This is a genomic window from Pseudomonas frederiksbergensis (assembly GCF_035751725.1).
Lineage (GTDB): Bacteria > Pseudomonadota > Gammaproteobacteria > Pseudomonadales > Pseudomonadaceae > Aquipseudomonas > Aquipseudomonas frederiksbergensis_A.
In genome coordinates this window covers 1,366,355-1,386,888 of the sequence record NZ_CP142104.1, presented here as the reverse complement: position 1 = coordinate 1,386,888, position 20,534 = coordinate 1,366,355, and the positions used below count along the sequence as shown (strand labels likewise).

Here is a 20,534-nt window from a genome sequence, read left to right as displayed (position 1 = left end):
ATTCTCCAATGAATTAGCGATGTCAGAAATACATGCTCTTGTGGCGAGTTACAGATCGTTTTTCACCACTTCATCTCGCCCTTCGCCACCTTGGCGCTCAGCTCCAGGGAACTGTCTTCCCCCAGGTCCGGATAGCGTAGTTTCATGGCGGCGATCAGCGCGGCGGAATCCTTGGCCTTGGCGGTTTCTTCATCGAAGGCCTTGATGTAACCGGCAGTAAAGCGCACTGGCGCCAGGGAACGAGCGCTTTTGCCCAGGTAATGGCCGGGGATCACGGTGGCCGGTTGCAGCTTCTCGATGTTATCCAGGGTCGCCAGCCAATCCTTGTGGGATTGCGGCGTCTGGGTGTCGGCCATCCACACATGGATGTTCTGCGCCACTACCACGCCACCAACCACGGCCTTGATCGATGGAATCCACACAAAACTGCGGTCGGGCTGTGGACCATCAAGGCCGACGATCTGCAAGCGCTGGCCTTCCAGCGTCAGGCTGTCGCCCTTGAGCACCTGGGGCACGATGGCCTTGGCCGGTGCATCGGTCTTCAGGATCGGCCCCCAGTATTTCAGCTTGCCGTCCATGGTGTGCTTGATGTGCTCGACGGTCGGCGCGGAGGCCAGCACCTGGGCGTCCGGGAACGCAGCGGTAAGGGTCTCCAGGCCGAAATAATAGTCGGGGTCGCCGTGGCTGATGTAGATCGTGGTCAATCGCTTGCCACTGGCGCGGATTTTTTCCACGACCTGCTCGGCCTGGGATTTGCCAAATTGGGCGTCCACCAGAATCGCCTCTTTTTCGCCACTGACCAGTACCGAAGTCACCGGGAAGATCGCCGCCGCGCCGGGGTTATAGACGTCCAGGGTCAAATCGGCGGCCCAGGCCTGGGCCGTGAAGGCCAGCGCCGCAGTCGCCAGCAGCAAGCGTTTGATGGGGGTAAAACCGGTCATGAGGTGCTCCGTTAGTACAAAGGCCCGCAAGGGAATGAACGGAGCTTAGTTGCCCAACTCATTACAAAAAATGCGATGCTGGGACATAGTTTGTTTCTGAAATCGGGCAAATCATGGATCGTCTACAAGCAATGCGGGTGTTCGTCACCGTGGTGGACTTGGGCAGCCAATCGGCTACGGCCGAGCATCTGGACTTGTCCCGGCCCGTGGTGTCGCGCTATTTGGCGGAATTGGAGGACTGGGTCGGCGCCCGATTGATGCACCGCACCACCCGCAAGCTGAGCCTGACAGCCGCGGGCACGGAGATCCTGCCACGCTGCCGACAGATGCTGGAGCTGTGCGGCGACATGCAAGCGGCAGTCAGCACCCCGCAAGACGCCCCACGAGGCATGCTGCGCGTCAGCGCCAGCCCCTCGTTCGGCCAATCGCAACTGGCGAGCGCGATGGCCGAGTACGTCCAACGATATCCTGGGGTGAGCGTCGACCTGCAGATGCTCGATCGCACCGTCAATCTGGTGGACGAACGCATCGACTTGGCGATCCGCATGAGCAACGACCTCGATCCCAACCTCATCGCCCGGCGCCTCACGGTCTGCCGCTCGGTCATCTGCGCCGCGCCCCGTTATCTGCGCGAACACCCGATACCGCAGCGGGTAGAAGACCTGAGCCGGCACAACTGCCTGACCCACTCCTACGTCGGCAAAAGCCTGTGGCATTTCGAGCAGGACGGCGATCAGGTTTCGGTGCCGGTGCAGGGCAACATCAGCGCCAACGAAGCCAGCACCTTGCTCCAGGCAACCATAGCCGGCGCCGGTGTGGCGATGCTGCCCAGCTACCAGGCCGGCCCTCATATCCAGAACGGCGAACTGGTGCGGCTGCTGGCCCACGCCGAACCGCGCCGGATGAACATGTACGCGGTGTACGCGTCGCGCAAGCACATGCCGTCGGCATTGCGCAGCCTGCTGGATTTCCTGGTGCTCAAGTTTCCCGAGACGCCGGAGTGGGATGTGGGGCTATAACCCCGTCCCTGAGGCATCTCTGTAAAGCTTCAAGCCTGCGCCGGGATTTCACCAACAGCCCGCCCCAAGGCATACTTGCCACCCTCCGCCTCCCAGAATCCAAAACCGCCCCATGCGTATCCACGTCAGCTTCATCGACCGCGTCGGCATCACCCAGGAAGTCCTGGCGTTGCTCGGTGGGCGCAATCTCAACCTGGATGCGGTGGAGATGGTGCCGCCCAACGTGTACATCGACGCCCCGACCCTCAGCCCGCAAGTGCTGGATGAGTTGCGCGAGGCGCTGTTCAGCGTGCGCGGCGTGCAGGCGGTCACGGTGGTGGACATCCTGCCGGGCCAGCGTCGGCACTTGCAGCTCGATGCCTTGCTCGCCGCCATGACCGACCCGGTGTTGGCCCTGGACAGCGCCGGCAAAGTGTTGCTGGCCAACCCGGCGCTGATCGCCCTGTACGGCCGTGAACCGGCCGGGGAAAGCGTGGCCGAGCTGTTCAGTGACGAGGCACTGCTCGGCGCCTTGCTGGAGAATGGCTTCCGCTTGCCGCTGCGGGAAATCACCCTCAACGGCCAGACCTTACTGTTGGACGCCACGCCCATCACCGACGCCGGCGCGTTGTTGACGCTTTACCAGCCCAACCGTATCGGCGAACGCCTTTCGGCCCTGCATCACGACCACGCCGAAGGTTTCGATGCATTGCTGGGCGAATCCCCGGCGATCCGTACGCTCAAGGCTCGTGCCCAGCGCGTTGCGGCACTGGACGCACCGTTGCTGATCCAGGGCGAAACCGGTACCGGCAAGGAACTGGTGGCCCGCGCCTGCCACGCCATCAGTGCCCGTCACGGCGCGCCGTTCCTGGCACTGAACTGCGCCGCGCTGCCGGAGAACCTGGCCGAAAGCGAGCTCTTCGGCTATGCCCCCGGCGCCTTCACGGGCGCGCAACGGGGTGGCAAGCCGGGGTTGATGGAGCTGGCGAACCAGGGCACGGTATTTCTCGATGAAATCGGCGAGATGTCGCCGTACCTGCAAGCCAAGCTGCTGCGCTTCTTGAACGATGGCAGCTTTCGCCGGGTCGGCGGTGACCGGGAGATCAAGGTCAACGTACGGATCCTCAGCGCCACTCACCGCAACCTGGAGAAAATGGTCAGCGAAGGCTCGTTCCGCGAAGACCTGTTCTATCGCCTGAATGTGCTCAACGTTGAAGTTCCGCCGCTGCGTGAGCGTGGCCAGGACATCCTGCTGTTGGCGCGGTATTTCATGCAGCAAGCCTGTGCGCAGATCCAGCGCCCGGTTTGCCGCCTGGCCCCCGGCACGTACCCGGCGCTGCTGGGCAACCGCTGGCCGGGCAACGTGCGGCAATTGCAGAACGTGATCTTTCGCGCCGCCGCCATCTGCGAAAGCAGCCTGGTGGACATCGGCGACCTGGACATCGCCGGCACTTCGGTCGCGCGCCAGGGCGATGTGGAAGTCGAGAGCCTGGAGCAGGCTGTGGAAGGCTTCGAGAAGCAGTTGCTCGAAAGCTTGTATGCCAATTACCCCTCCACCCGCCAATTGGCCAGCCGCCTGCAAACCTCCCATACCGCAATTGCCCATCGGTTGCGCAAGTATGGGATTTCGGGGAAGCCATAGACCCAGCTCCCAATAGGGCCTGCGGCATACTTGAAAGCTAGCCAGAAACGACCTTCACTGTACTGAAAGCGCTACAGCGGAACGATATCGCTACACTCCGCGCTAACCTGCACGGCGCAAGGCTTTGATCCCACAACGATTTTTTACAGGCGTCCAGCTGTAGCGATTTCGCTACAGCCAAGACAATTCGAGCGCCGACAGAACCTGTTAAGCCCTTGATAAACAAGCCATTAATGACATTGGCCGCATTCTTGCTATGGGTATTGCATTCGGCCGGGCCAAGCCCCGCGCCTTTCTTCGCGTCCACCAGACGAATCTGGCCCCAGGAGTTTCCATGAGCGAGTTGCGTTTCACTGAAGATCACGAATGGCTGCGCGCCGAAACCGACGGCAGCGTTACCGTAGGCATCACCGCTTTCGCGCAGAATGCGTTGGGCGACGTGGTTTTTGTGCAACTGCCTGAATTGCAGTCCTATGAAAAAGGCGCCGAAGCCTCCACCGTGGAATCGGTCAAGGCGGCCAGCGGTGTGTACATGCCGCTGGACGGTGAAGTGCTCGAAGTGAATGGCAACCTCGACAGCAGCCCGGAACTGGTCAATGAAGACCCGATGGGCGAAGGCTGGTTCTTCCGTTTCAGACCGACCGACGCCGACGCAGTGGCTAAGCTGTTGGATCGAGACGCCTACGACCGCCTGATCAAAGCCAACGCCGAAGCCTGAGGAGCGCACCATGACCGTTAATCTCGGCACCGCCAACGAATTCATCGCCCGCCACATCGGCCCGCGTGCAGACGACGAGCAAGCCATGCTCGAACGCCTGGGCTTCGACTCCCTGGAAGCCCTGAGCGCCAGCGTCATCCCGGAAAGCATCAAGGGCACCAGCGTGCTGGACATGGGCGACGGCCAGAGCGAAGCCGATGCACTGGCCTCGATCAAAGCCATCGCCGGCAAGAACCAGCTGTTCAAGACCTACATCGGCCAGGGCTACTACAACTGTCACACGCCGGCGCCGATCCTGCGCAACCTGCTGGAAAACCCCGCCTGGTACACCGCCTACACCCCATACCAGCCAGAAATCTCCCAGGGCCGTCTCGAAGCGCTGCTGAATTTCCAGACCCTGATCAGCGACCTCACCGGCCTGCCGATCGCCAACGCCTCCTTGCTGGATGAAGCCACCGCCGCCGCCGAAGCCATGACCTTCTGCAAGCGCCTGAGCAAGAACAAGGGCAGCAACGCCTTCTTCGCCTCCGTGCACAGCCACCCGCAAACCCTCGACGTGCTGCGCACCCGTGCCGAGCCCCTGGGCATCGACGTGGTCGTGGGCGACGAGCGCGAACTGAGCGACGTCAGCGGTTTCTTTGGTGCGCTGCTGCAATACCCGGCCAGCAACGGTGACCTGTTCGACTACCGCGAACTGACCGAACGCTTCCACGCGACCAACGCCCTGGTGGCCGTCGCCGCTGACCTGCTGGCCCTGACCCTGCTCACCCCGCCAGGCGAATTCGGCGCCGACGTCGCCATCGGCAGCGCCCAGCGCTTCGGCGTGCCGCTGGGCTTCGGCGGCCCACACGCGGCTTATTTCTCCACCAAGGATGCGTTCAAGCGCGACATGCCTGGCCGTCTGGTCGGCGTTTCCGTGGACCGTTTCGGCAAGCCTGCCCTGCGCCTGGCGATGCAGACCCGCGAGCAACACATCCGCCGCGAGAAAGCCACCAGCAACATCTGCACCGCCCAAGTGCTATTGGCCAACATTGCCAGCATGTACGCCGTGTACCACGGCCCCAAGGGCCTGGTGCAAATCGCCAATCGCATCCATCACCTGACCGCGATTCTCGCCAAGGGCCTGGGCGCGCTGGGCCTGAACGTCGAGCAAGAGAGCTTCTTCGACACCCTGACCCTGCACACCGGCGCGCAAACCGCCGCCCTGCACGACAAGGCCCGTGCCCAGCGCATCAACCTGCGTGTGGTCGATGCTGAACGCCTGGGCCTGTCCTTGGACGAGACCACCAGCCAGGCGGATATCGAAACCCTCTGGGGTCTGTTGGCCGAAGGCAAGGCCCTGCCAGATTTCGCTGCACTGGCCGCCAGCGTGCAAAGCCGCATCCCGGCCGAACTGGTGCGCCAATCGGCGATCCTCAGCCACCCGGTGTTCAACCGCTACCATTCCGAAACCGAGCTGATGCGCTACCTGCGCAAGCTCGCCGACAAGGACCTGGCCCTGGATCGCACCATGATCCCGCTGGGTTCCTGCACCATGAAACTCAACGCCGCCAGCGAAATGATCCCGGTGACCTGGGCCGAGTTCGGCGCCCTGCACCCGTTCGCCCCGGCCGAGCAAAGCGCGGGTTACCAGCAACTGACCGACGAACTGGAAGCCATGCTCTGCGCCGCCACCGGCTATGACGCGGTGTCGCTGCAACCCAACGCCGGTTCCCAGGGTGAATACGCCGGCCTGCTGGCGATCCGTGCCTATCACCAGAGCCGTGGCGAAGACCGTCGCGACATCTGCCTGATCCCGTCTTCGGCCCACGGCACCAACCCGGCCACCGCCAACATGGCCGGCATGCGCGTGGTCGTGACCGCCTGCGATGCCCGCGGCAACGTTGACATCGAAGACCTGCGCGCCAAGGCCATCGAGCACCGCGAACACCTCGCCGCGCTGATGATCACCTACCCGTCCACCCACGGTGTGTTCGAAGAAGGCATCCGCGAAATCTGCGGCATCATTCATGACAATGGTGGCCAGGTGTACATCGACGGCGCCAACATGAACGCCATGGTCGGCCTCTGCGCCCCAGGCAAGTTCGGCGGCGACGTGTCGCACCTGAACCTGCACAAGACCTTCTGCATCCCTCACGGCGGTGGCGGCCCGGGCGTCGGCCCGATTGGCGTCAAATCGCACCTGGCGCCGTTCCTGCCGGGCCACGCCAACATGCAACGCAAGGAAGGCGCAGTCTGCGCGGCGCCGTTCGGCAGCGCGAGCATCCTGCCGATCACCTGGATGTACATCCGCATGATGGGCGGCGCGGGCCTCAAGCGCGCCTCGCAACTGGCGATCCTCAACGCCAACTACATCGCCCGTCGCCTGGAAGAGCACTACCCGGTGCTCTACTCCGGCAGCAACGGCCTGGTGGCCCACGAGTGCATCCTCGACCTGCGTCCGCTCAAGGATAGCAGCGGCATCAGCGTCGATGACGTCGCCAAGCGCCTGATCGACTTCGGCTTCCATGCCCCGACCATGTCGTTCCCAGTGGCCGGCACTTTGATGATCGAGCCGACCGAAAGCGAATCCAAGGAAGAACTGGACCGCTTCTGCGACGCCATGATCTGCATCCGCGAAGAAATCCGCGCAGTTGAAAATGGCAGCCTCGACAAAGACGACAATCCGCTGAAGAACGCCCCGCACACCGCCGCGGAACTCGTCGGCGACTGGACCCACCCTTACAGCCGCGAACAGGCGGTGTATCCGGTGGCGTCGTTGATCGAAGGCAAATACTGGCCGCCCGTGGGCCGGGTCGACAACGTGTTCGGCGACCGCAACCTGGTCTGCGCCTGCCCGTCGATCGAAAGCTACGCTTGACCTGAAGGGGGGTGGGTTTGCTCGCCCCTTTCAACCACAGCGCATACTCCCTTGTGGGAGCGGGCTTGCTCGCTCCCACATTGGATCTACGCCAATCTCCTAAAACCGTCGATCCCATAAAAAGAAACCGGAGAAACACCATGTCGTTAAGCGTGTTCGACCTGTTCAAGATCGGCATCGGCCCTTCCAGCTCCCACACGGTCGGCCCGATGCGTGCCGCGGCCCGTTTCGTCGAAGGGTTGCGTCGTGATGAGCTGCTCCATGCCACTGCCAGCGTCAAAGTCGAGCTATACGGTTCCCTCGGCGCCACCGGCAAAGGCCACGGCAGCGACAAGGCCGTGCTGCTGGGCCTGGAAGGCGAGCATCCGGACACCGTGGACACCGAAACAGTCACCGCCCGGCTCCAGGAGATCCGCAGCAGCGGTCGCCTGAACCTGCTCGGCGAGCACATCATCGAATTCAACGAAAAACTGCACCTGGCGATGATCCGCAAACCGTTGGCCTACCACCCCAACGGCATGATCTTCCGCGCCTTCGATGCCGCCGGGCTGCAAGTGCGCAGCCGCGAGTACTACTCGGTGGGCGGAGGCTTTGTCGTGGACGAAGACGCGGCCGGCGCCGACCGTATCGTCGAAGATGCCACACCGCTGACCTTCCCGTTCAAGAGCGCGAAGGATCTGCTGGCCCATTGCAGCACCTATGGCCTGTCCATCAGCCAAGTGATGCTGACCAACGAAAGTGCCTGGCGCCCAGAAGCCGAAACGCGCGCCGGCCTCCTGAAGATCTGGCAAGTGATGCAGGATTGCGTGGCGGCGGGCTGTCGCAACGAAGGGATCCTGCCGGGCGGGCTGAAGGTCAAGCGGCGAGCCGCCGCGCTGCATCGCCAGCTGTGCAAGAATCCCGAAGCCGCACTGCGCGACCCACTGTCGGTGCTGGACTGGGTCAACCTGTATGCCTTGGCCGTCAACGAAGAAAACGCCTATGGCGGACGCGTCGTCACCGCCCCAACCAATGGTGCGGCGGGCATCATCCCGGCCGTGCTGCATTACTACATGCGCTTCATTCCCGGGGCCAATGAAGATGGCGTAGTGCGCTTCCTGCTGACCGCCGCCGCCATCGGCATCCTGTACAAGGAAAACGCCTCCATCTCCGGCGCTGAAGTCGGTTGCCAGGGCGAGGTCGGCGTGGCCTGTTCCATGGCCGCCGGCGCACTGTGCGAAGTGCTGGGCGGCAGCGTGCAACAAGTGGAAAACGCCGCTGAAATCGGCATGGAACACAACCTCGGCCTGACCTGCGACCCGATTGGCGGCCTGGTCCAGGTGCCGTGCATCGAACGCAACGCCATGGGCTCGGTGAAGGCCATCAACGCGGTGCGCATGGCCATGCGCGGCGACGGGCATCACTTCGTCTCCCTCGACAAAGTCATCCGCACCATGCGCCAGACCGGCGCCGACATGAAAAGCAAATACAAGGAGACCGCCCGCGGCGGTCTGGCGGTCAACATCATCGAATGCTGACGCGCGTCATTTTCATTTTCCAGGAGTTGATATGTCCACCGAACAACTGTTGAAAACCCCGCTGCACGCGCTGCACCTTGAACTCGGCGCCCGCATGGTGCCGTTCGCCGGCTACGACATGCCCGTGCAATACCCGTTGGGCGTGATGAAGGAACACCAGCACACCCGTGATCAGGCTGGGCTGTTCGATGTGTCCCACATGGGCCAGATACGCCTGACCGGCGCAGGTGCCGCCAAGGCCCTGGAAACCTTGGTGCCGGTGGACATCATCGACCTGCCGGTGGGCATGCAGCGCTATGCCATGTTCACCAATGAGAACGGCGGCATCCTGGATGACCTGATGGTCGCCAACCTGGGCAATGACGAACTATTCCTGGTGGTCAACGCGGCGTGCAAGGACCAGGATCTGGCCCACCTGCAAGCGAACATCGGCGGCCAGTGCAACATCGAGCCGCTGTTCGAAGCCCGCGCCCTGCTCGCCCTGCAAGGCCCGGAGGCCGTCACCGTCCTCGCACGCCTGGCCCCGGAAGTGACGAAGATGACTTTCATGCAATTCCAGCGCGTCACCCTGCTGGGCGTGGATTGCTTTGTCAGCCGTTCGGGCTACACCGGTGAAGACGGTTTCGAGATTTCCGTGCCGGCGGCCGACGCGGAGAAACTCGCCCGCGCGCTGCTGGCTGAGCCAGAGGTAGCCGCCATCGGCCTTGGCGCCCGTGACTCCCTGCGCCTGGAAGCCGGCCTGTGCCTCTACGGCCATGACATGAACACCGAGAGCACGCCGATCGAAGCCAGCTTGCTCTGGGCAATCTCCAAGGTGCGCCGCGCCGACGGCGCTCGTGCCGGGGGCTTCCCTGGGGCGGAAACCGTTTTTGCCCAGCAACAGCAAGGCGTGAAGCGCAAACGTGTCGGCCTGTTGCCCCAGGAACGCACACCGGTTCGCGAAGGTGCGCAGATCGTCAACGAGGCCGGCGAGACCATCGGCACGGTTTGCAGCGGCGGCTTCGGGCCGACACTGGGCGGTCCGTTGGCGATGGGTTACCTGGACAGCGCCTACGTCGCCTTGGACACGCCAGTCTGGGCCATCGTGCGTGGGAAAAAAGTGCCTCTGCTTGTAAGCAAAATGCCATTCGTTCCACAGCGCTACTACCGTGGTTGATTGGTTGTTTCTATAAGTAACGCGGTTGCGCTAAACGTGCACTAATGTGTAACGCAACCGCCATAAAAAGGTGCATCTAGTGTTAATCATCCGGGCTTATAACGCTACGGAACTACTGGACTTGCCTTTTGATTAAGGCGACCTTGAGGAAACATCTAAAACGCCAGCAAAGCTGAGTAAATACGGGCCCTTGAGGGGGGGTTGTTTTTTCGTTGGAAGTTGGCGTAGAGTTTCGTCACTGTGTTTGCATGGGTCGCTTGGATCGTGACCTGGGCAGTAGCCTACGAAGTTAGCTACAACCCGTTCGACGTCATCTTACTTTCCTGCAACCCAGCCCCAGTACTCTTTCGTGTGGAAAGAGGCTGTCATTAATTTAGCGTCAAGGAAATAAGAAAATGGCTGAACGTCAGAGCGGTACCGTCAAGTGGTTCAACGACGAAAAAGGTTTTGGTTTCATCACCCCTGAAAGCGGTCCGGATCTGTTCGTACACTTCCGCGCCATCCAGGGCAACGGCTTCAAGAGCCTGAAAGAAGGCCAGAAAGTCACTTTCGTTGCCGTGCAAGGCCAGAAAGGCATGCAGGCTGACGAGGTTATTGCCGAAGCCTAAGGCTTTCGCACACTAAAAAGCCCCTGATTGATATCAGGGGCTTTTTTATGGGCGTAAATCCGTAAAATGGGTTCTTTTTGGCTCGAGGCCGTCATGTCGAAACACCTGCTCACCCCCCAGGGTGACTTCCCTCCCGCCGGCCTGGGTCGTCGCCTGGCCGCGATGTTTTATGACTTCCTGCTGTGCACGGCGCTGCTGATCGTCACTGGCGGTGTCTACAAGATGATCCAGATGGCGATCATTGGCGAAGAAAAGATGCGCGCCCTCACCGACGCCGGCGCGCTGGACGGCGATCCGCTGCTATCAACGGTGTTGCTCTTCGTGCTGTTCGGCTTCTTCGCAAAGTTCTGGACCCACAACGGCCAGACCCTGGGCATGCAGGTCTGGTGCATCCGCGTGCAGAACGCCGACGGCACGGCCATCAGCCTGTGGCAGGCGCTGTTGCGGTTCGTGGTATCGATTGCGTCATTGCTGCTGTTGGGCGCGGGCTTTATCTGGGCGCTGTTCGACAAGCGCAAGCGCAGTTGGCATGACATCTACTCGGATACGCAGTTGGTGCGGATTCCAAAGAAAACCAAATAAGAACACCACAGGACCCGTGGCGAGGGAACTTGCTCCCTCGCCAAGAAATCCTCGCAGCCCCGCTATCGTCTTCAGCTTCAGGCATTCCCCGCCAACTTCATCCGCGCTGCCTGAGTGAAATCCAGCATGCGCTTGAGGGGGCGAATCGCCTGGGGAATCAACGCCGGGTCGACGAAAATCTCGTTGGTGCCTTCCTGCAAGCTTTTGAGCGTGCGTTCCAGGGTGTTCATCGCCATCCATGGGCAATGCGCGCAACTGCGGCACGCCGCGCCGTTGCCGGCGGTGGGGGCTTCGATGAAGACCTTGTCCGGACACAGCTGCTGCATCTTGTAGAAAATGCCCCGGTCAGTGGCGACGATCAGCGTCTTGTTCGGCAAGCTCTGGGCAGCGGCGATCAACTGACTGGTGGAACCCACGGCATCCGCCAGCTCGATGACCGAGGTCGGCGACTCCGGGTGCACCAGGATCGCGGCGTCCGGGTACAGCGCCTTCATGTCTTCCAATTGCTTGGACTTGAACTCTTCATGCACGATGCAGGCGCCGTCCCAGAGCAGCATGTCGGCACCCGTCTTGCGCTGGATGTAGGTGCCCAGGTGCTTGTCCGGGCCCCAGATGATCGTCTCGCCGTTGTCCATCAGGCTTTCGACGATTTCCAGTGCACAGCTGGACGTCACGACCCAGTCCGCCCGCGCCTTGACCGCCGCCGAGGTGTTGGCATACACCACCACCGTGCGCTCCGGATGCTGGTCGCAGAACGCCGAGAATTCATCCACCGGGCAGCCCAGGTCGAGGGAGCAGGTAGCTTCCAGCGTTGGCATCAGCACGCGTTTTTCAGGGTTGAGGATCTTGGCGGTCTCACCCATGAACTTGACCCCGGCCACCACCACGGTCTTGGCCGGATGGGCGTTGCCGAAGCGGGCCATCTCCAGGGAATCGGAGACACAGCCCCCGGTCTCTTCGGCCAGGGCCTGGATGATCGGGTCACAATAGAAATGCGCGACCAGCACCGCGTCCTGAGCCTTGAGCTCGGCGGCGATGGCAGCGCGGTACCAGGCCTCTTGCTCGGCCGACAGCGGCTTGGGCTGCTTGGCATCGAGGTGAGCCTGGACCAGAAGGCGTTCGGAAATCTGCGTCATGTTCGCAAGACCTATAGGCGCATTTGCGCGAAAGTCGAGTATACACCCGGCTCCGGACCACTCGGGTACCGCCGGGAAAGTGAATGTCATCAGGCACGGGACAGCGTGAAGCCGGCAAGGCTACAGAATATCCCGCCGTTGCAAAAGATCATTCTGACCTGTGCCCGGGCAGGCGACTTGCGCCTGTGCCAAGCTGACTGAAATGTAATCACTCGCCCCGCCCGGCTGTGTCATCGTTCGCTCTACCCTGCATGGGACCACTTCCCTTGCACGCAGCGAATCGACTGACGGACTTTCATCGCATGCAAACAAAAACTTCCCGGCGAACCTTTGTAAAGGGCCTGTCTGCCGGCGGCATCCTCGCTGGCCTGGGCTTGTGGCGCGCCCCTGTCTGGGCCGTCACTGGCCCTGGCCAACCCAACGTACTGAGCGGCACCGAGTTCGACCTGTTCATCGGCGAAAGCCCGGTCAACTTCACCGGCAGCCCACGCACCGCCCAGACCATCAACGGTGGCATCCCCGGCCCGCTGCTGCGCTGGCGCGAAGGCGACACCGTGACCCTGCGGGTGCGCAATCGCTTGAAGGACACCACCTCGATCCATTGGCACGGCATCCTGCTGCCGGCGAACATGGATGGCGTGCCGGGGCTGAGCTTCAAGGGCATCGAGCCCGACGGCATGTACGTCTACCAATTCAAGGTCCGGCAGAACGGCACCTACTGGTACCACAGTCATTCCGGTTTCCAGGAGCAGGCCGGGGTCTATGGGCCGTTGGTCATCGACGCCAAGGAGCCCGAGCCCTTCCGGTACGAACGGGACTACGTGGTGATGCTCACCGACTGGACTGACGAAGATCCCACCGACGTGCTTCGTAAGCTCAAGAAACAGTCGGACTACTACAACTACAACAAACGCACCGTCGGCGATTTCATTGACGATGTGGGCAAGAACGGCTGGGGCGCCACCGTGGCTGATCGCAAGATGTGGGCCGAGATGAAAATGAATCCCACGGACCTTGCTGACGTCAGTGGCGCCACGTACACCTACCTCATGAATGGCCAGGCGCCAGACATGAACTGGACCGGCCTGTTCAAACCTGGCGAGCGCATCCGCCTGCGCTTCATCAACGGCTCGTCCATGACGTATTTCGACGTGCGTATTCCCGGCCTGAAAATGACCGTCGTCGCCTCCGATGGCCAGTACGTCAAGCCAGTGAGCGTCGATGAGTTCCGAATCGCCGTGGCGGAAACCTACGACGTCATCGTCGAACCCACGCAGCAAGCCTATACGCTGTTCGCCCAATCGATGGACCGCACCGGCTATGCCTGTGGCACCCTCGCCACCAGGGCCGGGCTGTCGGCGCCGGTTCCGCCCCTCGACCCCAGGCCATTGGTGACCATGGATGACATGGGCATGGGCGGTATGGATCACGGCAATATGGGTGAAATGAAAGGCATGGACCACGGCTCGATGCAGAGCATGGACCACGGCCAGGTACAAGGCATGGACGCAGGCATGCAGGGCATGGATGACATGTCCGGCATGGATCACAGTGCCATGCCAGGCATGGGCGGCATGCAGGCCCACCCCGATTCGGAGAAAGACAATCCGCTGGTGGACATGCAAGCCATGAGCGTCAAGCCCAAGCTCGACGACCCGGGCATGGGCCTGCGTGACAATGGCCGCAAAGTGCTGACCTACGCGGACCTGCGCAGCACCTTCCCCGACCCCGACGGCCGCGAACCGGGCCGTACCATCGAGCTGCACCTGACCGGGCACATGGAGAAATTCGCCTGGTCGTTCGACGGCGTGAAATTCTCCGACGCCGCGCCGCTGCTGCTCAAGTACGGCGAGCGACTGCGCATCGTGTTGATCAACGACACCATGATGACCCACCCCATCCACCTGCACGGCATGTGGAGCGACCTGGAGGACGAGAGCGGCCAATTCATGGTCCGCAAGCACACCATCGACGTGCCACCGGGCTCCAGGCGCAGCTACCGGGTCACCGCCGATGCCCTGGGGCGCTGGGCGTATCACTGCCATCTGCTGTATCACATGGAGATGGGCATGTTCCGTGAAGTTCGGGTGCAGGAATGAGGAAGCGACCGTGACCACTATCATCAAATACCCCGCCCTGCCCGTGGCCATTCTTGCCCTCGGCACCAGCGTCTCGGCCTGGGCCGCAAGCAATGGCATGCCTGGCATGGATCACAGCCAGATGCAGGGAATGGACCACAGCCAGATGCAAGGCATGGACTCGATGCAGGGCATGGAGCCCATGCAGACGGCCCCCACCCGCAGCCGCACGCCCATCCCGGAACTGACCGCCGCCGACCGCGCCGCCGTCTACGAGGATCACGGTGGACACGCGGTGCATGACAGCGCCATCAACTCGTTTTTCCTGATCGACCAACTGGAATGGCAAGACGCCGACGACGGCAGCGCCCTGAGCTGGGATGCCTCCGGGTGGGTCGGCGGCGATATCGATCGCTTGTGGCTGCGCTCCGAAGGCGAACGCACCAACGGCAAGACCGAAGAAGCCGAAGTCCAGGCCCTGTGGGGTCATGCCGTCAGCCCTTGGTGGGACGTGGTGGCCGGCGTTCGCCAGGATTTCAAGCCTGGCGATTCACAGACTTGGGCGGCCTTCGGCGTACAAGGCATGGCGCTGTATAACTTCGAGGCCGAAGCCACCGCTTTTATCGGCGAGGGTGGCCAGAGCGCGGCGCGCCTTGAGGGTGACTACGACATCCTGCTGACCAATCGCCTGATCCTGCAGCCCACCGCCGAAGCCAACTTCTATGGCAAGAACGATCCGGCCCGTGGCGTCGGCTCGGGGTTGTCGGACACCGAACTCGGCGTGCGCCTGCGCTACGAAGTACGCCGCGAATTCGCGCCCTATATTGGCGTCACCTGGAATCGGGTCTACGGCAACACCGCCGACTACGCCCGGGAAGAAGGCGAGGACCGCAGCGAAGCGCGCCTGGTGCTGGGCGTGCGCATGTGGTTCTGAGCCGCTGATCTGCTTCACTAAAAACTAAAACCGAGCTGTAGGAGTCCTTGCATGTCATTCATCAAAACCGCTGTTATCACCGTCGCCTTGTCCGCCGGCCTGTTGGCCAGTGGCTTGGCCCAGGCCCACCCGAAACTGCTGTCGTCCACGCCGGCCGAAGGGGCCGAGGGCGCGGCACCGGCGAAGATCGAGCTGCACTTTTCAGAAAACCTGATCACCAAGTTTTCCGGCGCCAAGCTGATGATGACGGGTATGCCCGGCATGGCGGACCATGCGCCGATGCCAGTGTTGGCCAAGGTGTCCGGGAGCGATGATCCGAAAACCATGGTCATCACCCCGAAAGCGCCACTCGCCACCGGCACTTACCAGGTGCAATGGCGCGCGGTGTCGTCCGACACTCACCCGATCACCGGCAGCGTTAAGTTCAAGGTGAAGTGAGTTGATGAGCGACTCGATCAACGTTGCGCTGCGCTTTGCCCTGTACCTGGATCTGATGCTGCTGTTCGGCCTGGCTGCCTTCGGTCTCTACAGCCTGCGGGGCAAGGAACGCATGTCGGGCGCGGTATTGCCTTTCGCACCGCTGTTGGTGAGCACGGCGGTGCTGGGCGGGTTGCTCTCCCTGGCGGCGATGGCGTGCATGGCCTGGGCGATGAGTGGTGTTTCCGAGTGGACCGAACTGCGGCCGCACGTTGAAATGATGGTGGCGGAGACCGATGTCGGCCTGACTTGGACGGTGCGCATGGCGGCGTTGCTGCTGGCGGGTGTTGCCGCGACACTCAGCCACCGCTGGCCGACCGCCAGCCTGGGCCTGGTCGCGCTGGGCGGGGCCGTGGCCCTGGCGACGCTGGCCTGGGCAGGCCACGGTGCCATGGATGAAGGCGCCCGTCGTAACTGGCACTTCATCACCGACTTCCTGCACCTGTGGGCCGCGGGTGGCTGGGTCGGTGCCTTGGCGGCGTTTGCCCTGCTGCTGCGCCAGGCCGAAAATCGGCTGGCGGTACTGGCCCGGACGTTGACCGGTTTCGAGAGCGCCGGGACGGTATTCGTGGTGGTCATCAGCGTGACGGGGGTGATCAACTATCTGTTCATTGTCGGACCAAGGGTCGACGGAATGCTCCAGAGTACCTACGGCCAATTGCTGGCGCTCAAGCTCATCCTGTTCATGGCCATGCTGGTGTTCGCCGCGCTGAATCGTTTTCAACTGAGCCCCCTGCTGGAGCAGGCCCGGCGGACCGGCGAGCATCACGTTGCGGTGAATGCGTTGAGGCGCAGCATGGTCCTGGAGTTTTGCGTGGTGGTCATCATCCTGGGGTTGGTGGCTTGGCTTGGGACGTTGAGCCCAGGGATGGACTGACCGGCTGGCGTCCCACTGGGCCCGTGGCGAGGGAGCAAGCTCCCTCGCCACAAATGCCGGGTGGACGGTATCGAATTATTCAATAAGCCCCGCCAGTTTTCAGTTTGCCGAAATCGGGCTGCTCCCGCCTAAATGGTGCTTTGCTTTAGCCAAGGCTCTGTTATGGAAAACGTTCGAACCTCAAGTACCCATGCCGTCTGGCTAATGGTCAGCATCGTGTTGATAGCGCTGAACCTGCGACCATCGATGGCGGCGGTAGGCCCGTTGTTGTCAGCGATTCGCGGCGAAGTGCCCCTGAATTTCACCACGGCATCGCTGCTGACCATGTTACCGGTCATGGCGATGGGCCTGGCGATGTTCCTGGGCATCCGCGTGGCGCTGCGCATCGGCGAGCACCGCACCATCCTCCTGTCGCTGGTGATCATCGGCCTCGCCACGGCCTCGCGCCTTTATCTGGACAGTGCCGCAGCGCTGATCATCAGCGCCATTTTGGCCGGAATCGGCATCGCCCTGATCCAGGCCGTGCTGCCGGCGCTGATCAAATCGCGCTTCAGCGACAACGTCTCGTTGTTCATGGGGCTGTACGTCACTTCGATCATGGGTGGGGCGGCCATTGCCGCGTCGCTCTCGCCCTTCGTCCTGGCTGAGACTGGCAGTTGGCGCATAGGCCTGGCAATCTGGGCGCTGCTGGCGCTGGTCGCGCTAGGTTGCTGGCAGGCCCAGCGCTCGGCCGTCGGCCCGTTGCCCGAAGCACCGGGACAGCAGCAAGCCTCATTTTTCAACAACCGCCGGGCCTGGTTGCTGGCACTCTTTTTTGGCCTGGGCACCGCGTCCTACACGTGTGTGCTGGCCTGGTTGGCGCCGTATTACCTGGAAAAAGGCTGGAGCGAACAGCAGGCTGGCCTGGTGCTGGGATTCCTCACGGCGATGGAAGTGATTTCCGGCCTGGTCACCCCCGCGCTCGCCAACCGCAGCCGGGACAAACGCTGGGTACTGATCGCGCTGCTGGCGCTGATCATGGCTGGCTTCTGTGGCTTGATCCTCAGCCCAGGTCGCTTCGGTCTGCTGTGGCCCTGCCTGCTGGGATTGGGCATCGGTGGCCTGTTCCCGATGAGCCTGATCGTATCCCTCGATCACTTGGACAACCCGCGCAGGGCCGGTGCGTTGACCGCCTTCGTGCAAGGTATCGGCTACCTGATCGCCGGCCTTTCGCCGCTGATCGCCGGCGTGATACGTGACCAATTGGGCAGTTTCGAATGGGCCTGGTGGTCGCTGACTGCGGCGATGGGACTGATGATGCTGATGGCGTTGCGCTTTAACCCCAGGCAATACGCTCGGCATCTTGGCCAGGCACCACTGTCGTAGGCTAAAACGCCAATGCTCCTGTATAAAGGAGGCCTTCGTGGGAACGGGATCTTACGCAAGGATGGCGACGAGACTGGCTGATGCTCATTAGTAACCTGCTCCGAAAGCTGGATATGCAAGACCTGACGGTATTCGTCGCGGTGTATGAACAGCGCAGCGTCACCCAGGTTTCCGAAGCGTTGTGTGTCAGCCAGTCGACCGTTAGCTACTGCCTGAAAAAACTGCGCACGAGCTTCGAAGACGAACTGTTCATCAACACCCGCAGCGGCATGAGTCCGACTCACAAAGCCATTGTCATGTACGGCCAGATACTCGGGATAATCAAGACCATCAACCATTGCCATTCCGGCACCCTGAGATTCGATCCGAATCAGGAAGAGATTACGTTCAATCTTTGCGCGCCGGAGTACTTCGAACTCCTGATCCTTCCGAAACTGGTCAAGCGCTTCATCGGCAACCGTTTTCCCGTGGTCATCAACACCACGAAGTTCCACCGAGATATCCCGTTTGATGCGCTGAGGGATGAGCGCTTCGATCTTGTCGTGGGTTTCGGCCCGCATTTCCATGGCGATGCCAACGGATTGCAATCACAGGTACTGCTGGCGGATGAGCTGGTGTGCGTAGTCGACAGGAAATTTCCGGGTGCCGGGCAGGACTTCAGCCTCGAAGCGTTCGCTGCGGGCCAGCATGTCTTTCCGACTCCCTGGACGTCCGATACCAACATGATCGATGGCTGGCTCGCTCGACAGGGCTATAAGCGGCAGATCGTCGCGCGAGCCAACAGTTATGTGGCCGCGTTGGCCCTGGTCACTGGAACCGACTACATCCTGACCCTGCCCAAGCGCATCCAGGCGTTGATTTGCGACGAGCGATTCGGCGAACGCCAACCGCCCCCGGCGTTACCGGACTTTACGCTGGAAATGATGTGGAGCGAAAAAGCGAGCCAGGACAGCAGCAATACCTGGCTACGCCAGCAGATCATGGACGCTTGCGACGAGATCCGCCTGTCCTGATCCCGGCATCGAACAACAACTTTTTCGCGGGCAAAAAAAAATCTGGAAATCCTCACTTGCGTGGGCCTTCCAGACTTTTAAAACTACAGAAAATGGTGGGTCGTGTGGGATTCGAACCTACGACCAATTGGTTAAAAGCCAACTGCTCTACCAACTGAGCTAACGACCCTCTGTGTGGTGGCGCGTATAATACTGATTTTTAAGGACTATTCAACACCTAATTTGAAATAAATCAAAAATAAGGTGTTGGATCGCTCACACCCGCCGCAGCGAAGCCTTCGGCTCGCAGGCGGCAGCTGTCACACTTGCCGCAAGCGCGCCCCTGATCGTCGGCTTGGTAGCACGAAACGGTCAGGCCGTAATTGACGCCAAGCTTCACGCCCGCCTTGACGATTTCGGCCTTGCTGAGGTTTTGCAGCGGCGCCAGGATGCGGAAGCCCTGCCCCTCTACACCGGCCTTGGTCGCCAGGTTGGCCATGCGCTCGAACGCCTCGACGAACTCCGGACGGCAATCCGGATAACCTGAATAATCCACCGCGTTGACGCCAATGAAAATGTCCCGCGCCTCCAGCACCTCGGCCCAGCCCAGCGCGAGGGACAAGAACACGGTGTTGCGCGCCGGCACGTACGTCACCGGAATGCCTTCGCTCGGCACTTCGGGGACGTCGATGGAACTGTCGGTCAGGGCCGAACCGCCGATGCCGTTGAGGTTCAGGCCAATGACCTTGTGCTCGACCACGCCCAAGTCCCGGGCGACCCGTTCAGCGGCGTGCAATTCGGCACGGTGGCGCTGGCCGTAATCGAAGCTCATGGTGTAGCAGCGATAACCCTCGGCCCGCGCCATGGCCACGACGGTCGCCGAGTCCAGGCCGCCCGACAGCAGGATAACCGCGCGTTTTTCAGCAGTAGTTGATAGTTCAGTCATGTCAGCGCCCCGGCTCGTCGTTCCAAAGATACTTATGCAGTTGCAGTTGCAAGCGCACCGGCAAATTGTCCGCCACCACCCAATCCGCCAGATCCCGAGCATTCAAGTCGTGATGACTTGGTGAAAACAACACCTCGCCGGCCCGCTGGTCGAGTCCATACTGGATCAGCTTGGACACCGCCCAGTCATAGTCTTCCCGCGAGCAGATGACAAACTTGACCTGGTCGTTGGGGGTCAGCAGCTCGATGTTTTCGTAGCGGTTGCGATGGGCCTCCTTCGAACCTGGGGTCTTCAGGTCCACGACGCGACTGACACGCGGATCGACCGCGGAAATATCCAGCGCACCACTCGTTTCGATAGAGACCTCATAGCCGGCGTCGCACAATTGCTTGAGCAACGGGATGGCATTGGGCTGCGCCAATGGCTCGCCCCCCGTGACGCAAACATAGCGCGGACGGAAGCCAGCCACCTGTTCGAGAAGATCGTCGAGGGTTCGCAAGGTGCCGCCGTTGAAGGCATAGGCGCTGTCGCAGTATTGGCAACGCAACGGACAACCTGTGAGGCGCACAAAAACAGTGGGCAGCCCGGCCGTTCGCGTTTCACCCTGCAACGAGTAAAAAACTTCGGTAATTCTCAATGTGTCTTGCATAGTCGCCACGGGCGTAACAGCTAAACAGGCTGTCCGCCTCCGTCAGGCACTTCAAGGA

The 20,534-nt window shown here is 61.6% G+C and carries 18 protein-coding genes and 1 tRNA gene; 14 read left to right on the top strand and 5 right to left on the bottom strand.

The window, feature by feature from the left end:
* Positions 1-62: 62 nt before the first annotated feature.
* The gene (locus tag VQ575_RS06025; RefSeq protein WP_325919269.1) at positions 63-941 is read right to left on the bottom strand and encodes an MBL fold metallo-hydrolase; all 879 of its coding nucleotides are present in this window, start codon (positions 939-941) and stop codon (positions 63-65) included.
* 113 nt (positions 942-1,054) lie between these two features.
* On the opposite strand from VQ575_RS06025, the gene VQ575_RS06020 reads away from it, so the two are divergent.
* From VQ575_RS06020 to VQ575_RS05985, 8 genes are all read left to right on the top strand, one after another.
* Positions 1,055-1,960 carry a LysR family transcriptional regulator gene (locus tag VQ575_RS06020; RefSeq protein WP_080942572.1) on the top strand — a complete coding sequence of 302 codons (906 nt, stop codon included), beginning with the start codon at positions 1,055-1,057 and terminating at the stop codon, positions 1,958-1,960.
* Positions 1,961-2,072: 112 nt separating this feature from the next.
* Positions 2,073-3,581, top strand: a complete 1,509-nt coding sequence (locus tag VQ575_RS06015; RefSeq protein WP_198723848.1) for a sigma-54-dependent transcriptional regulator — start codon at positions 2,073-2,075, stop codon at positions 3,579-3,581.
* Between the two features lie 334 nt (positions 3,582-3,915).
* Positions 3,916-4,299, top strand: a complete 384-nt coding sequence (gcvH, locus tag VQ575_RS06010; protein WP_039591723.1) for a glycine cleavage system protein GcvH — start codon at positions 3,916-3,918, stop codon at positions 4,297-4,299.
* 10 nt (positions 4,300-4,309) lie between these two features.
* Positions 4,310-7,159 carry an aminomethyl-transferring glycine dehydrogenase gene (gene gcvP / locus VQ575_RS06005; protein WP_325919267.1) on the top strand — a complete coding sequence of 950 codons (2,850 nt, stop codon included), beginning with the start codon at positions 4,310-4,312 and terminating at the stop codon, positions 7,157-7,159.
* Positions 7,160-7,299: 140 nt separating this feature from the next.
* Entirely contained in the window at positions 7,300-8,676 is a 1,377-nt protein-coding gene (locus VQ575_RS06000) for an L-serine ammonia-lyase (RefSeq protein WP_045156739.1), read from the top strand.
* Positions 8,677-8,707: 31 nt separating this feature from the next.
* Positions 8,708-9,832, top strand: coding sequence for a glycine cleavage system aminomethyltransferase GcvT (gcvT, locus tag VQ575_RS05995; RefSeq protein WP_325919265.1), 1,125 nt, complete (start codon positions 8,708-8,710; stop codon positions 9,830-9,832).
* 395 nt (positions 9,833-10,227) lie between these two features.
* Positions 10,228-10,440 carry a cold-shock protein gene (locus tag VQ575_RS05990; RefSeq protein WP_039591719.1) on the top strand — a complete coding sequence of 71 codons (213 nt, stop codon included), beginning with the start codon at positions 10,228-10,230 and terminating at the stop codon, positions 10,438-10,440.
* A gap of 93 nt (positions 10,441-10,533) precedes the next feature.
* Positions 10,534-11,022, top strand: a complete 489-nt coding sequence (locus tag VQ575_RS05985; RefSeq protein WP_045156740.1) for an RDD family protein — start codon at positions 10,534-10,536, stop codon at positions 11,020-11,022.
* A gap of 77 nt (positions 11,023-11,099) precedes the next feature.
* Here the strand turns inward: VQ575_RS05985 and nadA are convergent, their stop codons facing one another.
* Positions 11,100-12,158: a quinolinate synthase NadA gene (nadA, locus tag VQ575_RS05980; RefSeq protein WP_039591717.1), complete on the bottom strand. Its 1,059-nt coding sequence runs from the start codon at positions 12,156-12,158 to the stop codon at positions 11,100-11,102.
* Between the two features lie 302 nt (positions 12,159-12,460).
* Here nadA and VQ575_RS05975 point away from each other — a divergent pair, with 302 nt between their 5' ends.
* From VQ575_RS05975 to VQ575_RS05950, 6 genes are all read left to right on the top strand, one after another.
* On the top strand, positions 12,461-14,257 hold the full coding sequence (locus tag VQ575_RS05975; protein ID WP_325919263.1) for a copper resistance system multicopper oxidase: 1,797 nt from the start codon (positions 12,461-12,463) through the stop codon (positions 14,255-14,257).
* Positions 14,258-14,294: 37 nt separating this feature from the next.
* Positions 14,295-15,170, top strand: coding sequence for a copper resistance protein B (locus VQ575_RS05970; protein WP_411829965.1), 876 nt, complete (start codon positions 14,295-14,297; stop codon positions 15,168-15,170).
* A gap of 51 nt (positions 15,171-15,221) precedes the next feature.
* Entirely contained in the window at positions 15,222-15,608 is a 387-nt protein-coding gene (gene copC, locus VQ575_RS05965; RefSeq protein ID WP_039591713.1) for a copper homeostasis periplasmic binding protein CopC, read from the top strand.
* Positions 15,609-15,612: 4 nt separating this feature from the next.
* Positions 15,613-16,524 (top strand): copper homeostasis membrane protein CopD, encoded by a 912-nt coding sequence (gene copD, locus VQ575_RS05960; protein ID WP_325919261.1) that lies wholly within the window; start codon positions 15,613-15,615, stop codon positions 16,522-16,524.
* A 162-nt stretch (positions 16,525-16,686) separates the two neighbouring features.
* Positions 16,687-17,889, top strand: a complete 1,203-nt coding sequence (locus VQ575_RS05955; protein WP_039591711.1) for a cyanate transporter — start codon at positions 16,687-16,689, stop codon at positions 17,887-17,889.
* Positions 17,890-17,969: 80 nt separating this feature from the next.
* Positions 17,970-18,902 carry a LysR family transcriptional regulator gene (locus VQ575_RS05950; protein WP_198723831.1) on the top strand — a complete coding sequence of 311 codons (933 nt, stop codon included), beginning with the start codon at positions 17,970-17,972 and terminating at the stop codon, positions 18,900-18,902.
* A 93-nt stretch (positions 18,903-18,995) separates the two neighbouring features.
* Here the strand turns inward: VQ575_RS05950 and VQ575_RS05945 are convergent.
* The 3 genes from VQ575_RS05945 to queE form a co-directional block, all read right to left on the bottom strand.
* Positions 18,996-19,071, bottom strand: a tRNA-Lys gene (locus tag VQ575_RS05945).
* A 63-nt stretch (positions 19,072-19,134) separates the two neighbouring features.
* Positions 19,135-19,827: a 7-cyano-7-deazaguanine synthase QueC gene (queC, locus tag VQ575_RS05940; RefSeq protein WP_039591709.1), complete on the bottom strand. Its 693-nt coding sequence runs from the start codon at positions 19,825-19,827 to the stop codon at positions 19,135-19,137.
* Between the two features lies 1 nt (position 19,828).
* Positions 19,829-20,476: a 7-carboxy-7-deazaguanine synthase QueE gene (gene queE, locus VQ575_RS05935; RefSeq protein WP_039591708.1), complete on the bottom strand. Its 648-nt coding sequence runs from the start codon at positions 20,474-20,476 to the stop codon at positions 19,829-19,831.
* Positions 20,477-20,534 lie beyond the last annotated feature (58 nt).